Raw genomic sequence first — 6,568 nt, forward strand, 5'->3', positions numbered from 1 at the left:
TCCCATCGTCAGCCTGCCAGCCGTGGCCGCCTGACCAGCCCGACCAAAGCCGGCACGCGGTGGCTCTGCGAAGCTACACCACCAGCAGGGACACGACCTGATCGCCTGCGCTTTCCCAGTGATCTGACCGACCGCGAGTGGGCTGTCGTCGCGCCGATGATCCCTGCGCCCAGGCGCGGTGGGCGGCCACGCACGACGGACATGCGCGATGTTTTCGAAGCGATCCTGTTCATCGCGTCGAGCGGATGCCCATGGCGCATGCTGCCGGGCGACTTTCCGCCCGTTTCGACCGTGCGCGGCTATTTCTACGTCTGGCGCGACAGCGGCCTGCTGGCGACGATCAACCAGCTCCTGGTGATGGCGGCGCGCGTGATCGCAGGCAAGCAAGCTCATACTGGGCGGCGAGTTCGACAATGTCGGCGGTCAGCGCCGCATCGTCAGCGCGGCCCTTCGGAACCTTGCGTTGCGTAGATCGATGCTGCCCCAGAACCCGGCACGCCAACCGCTCCGACACGCCGAACTTCATCATGGCGTGGTCGATGCAGCGGCGACGGCGGGCGGGGCTCAGAAGTTTCCCGAGGCAGCCTCCTTGAGAATGAGCTTCTCAAGCGTCAGATCCGAGACAGCCTTCCGTAGCCGTTCGTTCTCCTTCTCCAGATCCCTCAGCCGCTTCACCTGGTCGCTCTTCAGGCCGCCGAACTCCTTGCGCCAACGGTAATATGTGAACGCCGTCACACTGATGGCCCGGATCGCCTCCGCGACCGGGCGCCCCTGGGACAACAGCACGTCGACCTGGCGCAGCTTCGCGACGATCTCTTCAGGCTTGTGCTTCTTCTGCGGCATCGCGGCATCCTCCAAAGGCTCAAAAAGCCTACTTCAGCGAGGGCCACTTTTCAGGGGGCAGGCCAGTTCATAACGCTGCCTAGATCAGCACCATGGCAGACGAACGCGGCACCGCGTCAGTGCTGAAGGCGGGGCCGTGCGGGGGGGATGTCGCGCGCCGACACGGACCAGGAGACCACCGCACCGGGGTTCTGAAATATGCTTCTCCTCGTGAAGAGGTTATTCGCGCGCGAAGACCGCGGGAGAACCGTCAGCGACCGTATAGATCGTGAACGGCCCCGCCTTCCTGCCCGGCATTCCCGGGGAGCCGGCCGGCATGCCGGGCAGCGCGATCCCCTTGATGGCTGGCCTCTCGTCAAGCAGGCGCTCGATCGCCGTGACGGGCACATGCCCTTCCACGACGTAGCCGCCAACGAGGGTCGTGTGGCAGCTCTCCAGGGATTTGGGGATGCCCTGCTCTCGCTTGACGGAGGACACATCACGGCTGAGCCGCACCGCTGTTCGAAAACCCTCCTGCTCAACATGGCGAACGTAGATGGCGCAGCATCCGCAGTCCGGAGACCGGTAGATGATCATTTCCTCGGCAGCTGCCAGACCCGACGGCGTCGGCAGCAAGAGGGCGGCAGCGAACATTAAACTTCTCATGGGAGTCCTCCAACCGGCTTACTCGGCCACGGGCACTGCCTTGCGACCGCTCGCCTCGACGACCACGCCCACGACGTGCCGAGGCAGGCCTCGCTGCTTGATCAGGCCGTAGATGGCCGGGATGACCACGAGCGTCAGGACCGTGGAAGAGATCATGCCGCCGATCATCGGCACGGCGATGCGCTGCATGATCTCGGAGCCGGCGCCGGTGCTCCAGAGGATCGGCACCAGGCCCGCCATGATGGCCACCACCGTCATCATCTTCGGGCGCACGCGCTCGACGGCCCCAACCATGATGCTTTGGTAAAGATCGTCCCGGGTGGGCGCCCGGCCCGCTGCCCAGGCGGTCGCACGCTGCTCCTGCCAGGCATGCTCGAGGTAGATCAGCATGATCACGCCAGTTTCGGCGGCGACGCCCGCGAGCGCGATGAACCCGACCGCAACCGCGACCGACATGTTGAAGCCGAGCCACCACATCAGCCAGATGCCGCCGACGAGCGCGAACGGCAGCGAAAGCATAACAATAAGCGTCTCGGTGAGCGCCCGGAAGTTGAGATAGAGCAGCAGGAAGATGATGAGCAGCGTGACCGGGACCACGATCTTCAGCCTCGCTTCCGCCCGCTCCAGGTACTCAAACTGACCGCTCCAGGTCACGTAGTAACCTGCCGGGAACCGCACCTCCTGAGCGACGGCCTGACGCGCATCCGCGACGTAACCACCGAGGTCACGGTCCCGGATGTCGACGAAGATGTACACCGCCAGCTGCCCGTTTTCGGTGCGGATGGCAGTGGCCCCGCGGGTAAGCTTGACGTCAGCCACCTCGCCAAGCGGCACGGTCCCGCCGGCGGGTAGAGGCACCTGCACCTCGCTCGCGATGGACTGGGGGTTTGAGCGCAGCTCGCGCGGATAGCGTACGTTGACCGTGTAGCGCTCGCGGCCCTCCACGGTGGTCGTCACCGCCTCGCCGCCGAGAGCCGTCGCGATCACGTCCTGAACGTCACCGACCGTCAGGCCGTAGCGCCCGAGCGCCACGCGGTTTGGCTCGATATCGAGATAGTAGCCGCCGATGACGCGCTCGGCATAAGCGCTCGCCGTGCCGGGTACGTTACGCACCACAGCTTCGACCTGGCGCGAGACCTTCTCCATCTCGGCGAGGTCGGTGCCGAACACCTTTATCCCTACAGGTGTGCGGATGCCGGTCGCAAGCATGTCGATGCGGGCCCGGATCGGCATCGTCCAGGCGTTCGAAACGCCCGGAAACTGGAGGGCCTTGTCCATCTCGGCCTTGAGGCTGTCGAGCGTGACACCCGGCCGCCATTCGCTCTTGCGCTTCAGGTTGATAATGGTCTCGAACATCTCGACAGGCGCCGGATCGGTGGCGGTCGCGGCGCGACCCGCCTTGCCGTAGACCGAGGCCACCTCCGGGAAGGACTTGATGATGCGGTCCTGGGTCTGCATCAGCTCCGCCGCCTTGGTGACCGAGAGCCCGGGCAGCGTCGTCGGCATATACATTAGCGTGCCTTCATTGAGGCTCGGCATGAACTCGCTGCCGAGCTGGCGGGCCGGCCAGACCGTCGCGCCCAACGCGACAAGCGCGACCAGAATGGTGAGCGTTTTCGCCTTGAGCACGCCGCGGATCACGGGCCGGTAGATCCAGATCAGGAAGCGATTGATGGGATTTCGGTGCTCGGGGATGATCCGTCCGCGCACGAAGATGACCATCAACGCCGGCACGAGCGTCACGGAGAGCAGCGCGGCCGCAGCCATTGCGAAAGTCTTCGTGAAGGCAAGCGGGCCGAATAGCCGGCCTTCCTGGTTCTCCAGCGTGAAGATCGGCAGGAACGAGACCGTGATGATGAGGAGGCTGAAGAACAGCGCCGGCCCAACCTCGCTTGCCGCCTCGATCAGGATCTCGATACGGGGCTTGCCGGGCTCCGCCCGCTCCAGATGCTTGTGGGCGTTCTCGATCATGACGATGGCGGCGTCGATCATGGCGCCGACCGCGATGGCGATGCCCCCCAGGCTCATGATGTTCGAGCCGAGCCCGATGTACTTCATGGCCGCGAAGGCTATCAGGATGCCGACTGGCAGCATCAGGATGGCGACGAGCGCACTGCGCAGGTGCAGCAGGAACACGATGCAGACGAGCGCCACGATGACGCTTTCCTCGATCAGCGTCGTCTTCAATGTGTCGATCGCCGCCTCGATGAGCTGCGAGCGGTCATAGACGGGAACGATCTCGGTGCCGCTGGGAAGACTCCCGGCAACTTCGGAAAGGCGCTTCTTGACGTTGTCGATGACGGTTAGCGCGTTGGCTCCGAAGCGCTGCAGGGCGATGCCGCTCGCGACCTCGCCCTCGCCGTTGAGTTCGGTGATGCCGCGGCGTTCGTCGGGCCCGATCTCGACGCGGGCGACGTCGCGGAGGCGCAAGGGAATGCCTTGGCTCGTCTTGAGGACGATGTTCTCGATGTCCTCGACACTTTTGAGATAGCCACGGCCACGCACCATGAACTCGAACTCAGACAACTCGACGGTGCGCCCGCCGACATCGGCGTTGCTGCCCCGGATCGCCTCCCGTACGCGCGCGAGCGGGATCCCTTGCGCCCGGAGCCGGCTCGGATCGACGACAACGTTGTACTGCTTCACGAAGCCGCCGACGCTCGCGATCTCGGCGACCCCTTCCGCCTTCGCGGCGGCAAAACGGATCACCCAATCCTGGATGGAGCGCAGTTCCGCGAGCGTGCGCTCCTTCGCGATCACTGCGTACTGGTAGACCCAGCCGACGCCGGTCGCGTCCGGGCCGAGGCTCGGCGTGACGCCCTGGGGCAGGCGCTTCGTCGCGGCGTTCAGGTATTCGAGCACGCGCGAGCGCGCCCAGTACGGGTCCGTGCCGTCGTCGAAGATGACATAAACGAATGACACGCCGAAGAAGGAAAAGCCGCGGACCACCTTGGACTTCGGCACCGTCAGCATGGCCGTGGTGAGCGGAAAGGTGACCTGGTCCTCCACGACCTGCGGCGCCTGGCCGGGGTATTCCGTGTAAACGATGACCTGCACGTCGGAGAGGTCGGGGATGGCGTCGAGCGGCAAGGTCCGGAGCGCATAGAGCCCCGCTGCAACGGCGAAGACCGTCCCGACGAACACCAGGAGCAGGTTGCGGGCCGACCAACTGATGAGGCGCGCGATCATTGCGGCTTCTCCTCGCTCGCGGCCACCATGCTCTGCAGCGCTGCCTTGAGGTTGCTTTCGGCGTCGATGAGGAAGTTGGCCGCAGTCACGACTTGGTCGCCTGCTGCAACTCCCTGCCGGATCTCGACGACGCCGTTTCCGCGGGCGCCCACCTTCACCTCGCGCGGCTCGAAGCGGCCCTCGCCCTTGTCGAGAATCACGACCTGCCGCATGCCGGTGTCGATAACGGCGCTGTCAGGCACGGCCACAACGGGCTGATCGGAGCCGGTCGCAATGTCGACGTCGCCGTACATATCGGGCAGCAGGACGCCGTCTGGATTCGGGATCTCGACGCGCACGCGCGTCGTGCGCGTCTCCTTGTTGACCTGCGGATAGATCAGGTCGACCCGCCCCGTGAACGAGCGCCCGGGCAGGGCATGGGTCCGCATCGTTACGGGTTGGCCGAGCCGAACGGCGCCAAGATCGTGCTCCGGCACGTCGGCCAGCACCCAGACAAGCGAGAGGTCCGCGATGCGGAACAGGACATCGCCTGAAGGAGCGCGCATGCCGTCGATGGCCGTGCGCTCAAGGACGACACCGTCGCGGGGCGCTGGCCAAGTGATGGTCAGCGGCACTTTGCGCGTGCGCTCGATCTCCGCGGTAACATCGGGCGGCACGTTCAGGTTCTCGAGCCGGCGCCGGGCTCCATCGGCGAGCAGCGGGCCGGAGCTCGACGGCTGGACCACCAAGGACAGGTACTGGGCGGAAGCGGCCGCGATCTCGGGCGAGTAGAGGCGCATCAGCGGCTGCCCTTTGCGCACCCGGGCGCCCGTGGTCACGGGCTCAACTTTCTCGATAAAGCCTTCCGACCGGAGTGCGACGACGGCGACGCGGCGCTCGTCGAGCTGGACGGACGCCGGCGCGCGGACCGGCCGGGTGACCACGCGTCGTTCGACGGCCTGCGAGCGCACGCCCGTGCGCTGCAGCTTGCCTGGGCTCACCTTAACGATCGACCCGTCGTCCGCTTCGCCTTCATAGACGGGCACGTAGTCCATCCCCATCGAGTCCTTCTTCGGGACCGGCGAGGTGTCGGGCAGACCCATCGGGTTGCGATAGTAGAGGACCTTCTTGGCAGGCTCCGCGGAGCCCACGGCAGCCGCGCCGTGGCCCGCGTGAGAGGCAGATTGGTCGATTCTTGCGCTCGCGTCACCGCCGGTACGGACGGGCAGGTGGTCCAAGCCGCCGGCAGCCGAATGTTCGGCAGGATGAACGGGGTGGCCGTCGGAGCCGCCGCCGAAAACGACCGAGCCCGCCGGGGCCGAACCTTCGTCGCGGCCAAGCATAGGGATCAACCAAGTCGGCGCCCAGCTCGGCAAGGGCCACCCCGCCTTGCCGATGGTGTAACCAGTTCCAAGCGCGCCAACGACGGTCGCGAGGACGAATGCAAGCCTGACAAGCCGCCCGACGGTGCTTCTCCCTCGCAGACCGCGGTCGGCCGGATCGAACGCATGGAACGGAGTGACCTGGTCCATCGGTTACCGCCTTTAAAGGAGCTAATTCTGGACTGTTGCCGCCTTGCCCCTTGGGGGCGAGCTGCACACGACGGGTGACCCGACCAGAGCGCGATCCGAGATCGTGAGATCCCGAGACGAACAGATCGCCGTCGCCGCCGAAGCAATTTCCTAGCGCCGCGCCAGGACAGCATCCTTGCGCCAGATCAAATCGGCTCTTGAAACCCTGTGGCGGCTCCTTGCAGCGGCACTACGCGTGGAGATGCCCAGGCGAACAGGTGCCGAAGAGCGAACAACGGCTCCGGGTCGTGTCCCTGCTGGTGGTGTAGCTTCGCAGAGCCACCGCGTGCCGGCTTTGGTCGGGCTGGTCAGGCGGCCACGGCTGGCAGGCTGACGATGGG

3 protein-coding genes and 2 pseudogenes are annotated in these 6,568 nt (G+C 65.8%); 1 reads left to right on the forward strand and 4 read right to left on the reverse strand.

Features of this window, described 5'->3' with window-relative positions:
• Positions 1-105: 105 nt before the first annotated feature.
• Positions 106-390 (forward strand): annotated as a pseudogene (locus ACFPN9_RS25360) (transposase); the annotation flags it as partial.
• A gap of 1 nt (position 391) precedes the next feature.
• Here the strand turns inward: ACFPN9_RS25360 and ACFPN9_RS25365 are convergent.
• From ACFPN9_RS25365 to ACFPN9_RS25380, 4 genes and pseudogenes are all read right to left on the reverse strand, one after another.
• Positions 392-843 (reverse strand): annotated as a pseudogene (locus ACFPN9_RS25365) (transposase); the annotation flags it as partial.
• Positions 844-1,062: 219 nt separating this feature from the next.
• On the reverse strand, positions 1,063-1,476 hold the full coding sequence (locus ACFPN9_RS25370) for a DUF411 domain-containing protein (RefSeq protein ID WP_245289740.1): 414 nt from the start codon (positions 1,474-1,476) through the stop codon (positions 1,063-1,065).
• Positions 1,477-1,506: 30 nt separating this feature from the next.
• Entirely contained in the window at positions 1,507-4,677 is a 3,171-nt protein-coding gene (locus ACFPN9_RS25375; protein WP_066733994.1) for an efflux RND transporter permease subunit, read from the reverse strand.
• Entirely contained in the window at positions 4,674-6,188 is a 1,515-nt protein-coding gene (locus tag ACFPN9_RS25380) for an efflux RND transporter periplasmic adaptor subunit (RefSeq protein ID WP_066733991.1), read from the reverse strand. The genes ACFPN9_RS25375 and ACFPN9_RS25380 overlap by 4 nt, the downstream gene beginning before the upstream one ends.
• Between the last annotated feature and the right edge of the window lie 380 nt (positions 6,189-6,568).

Source organism: Allobosea massiliensis (genome assembly GCF_042655245.1).
GTDB classification, from domain to species: domain Bacteria; phylum Pseudomonadota; class Alphaproteobacteria; order Rhizobiales; family Beijerinckiaceae; genus Allobosea; species Allobosea massiliensis.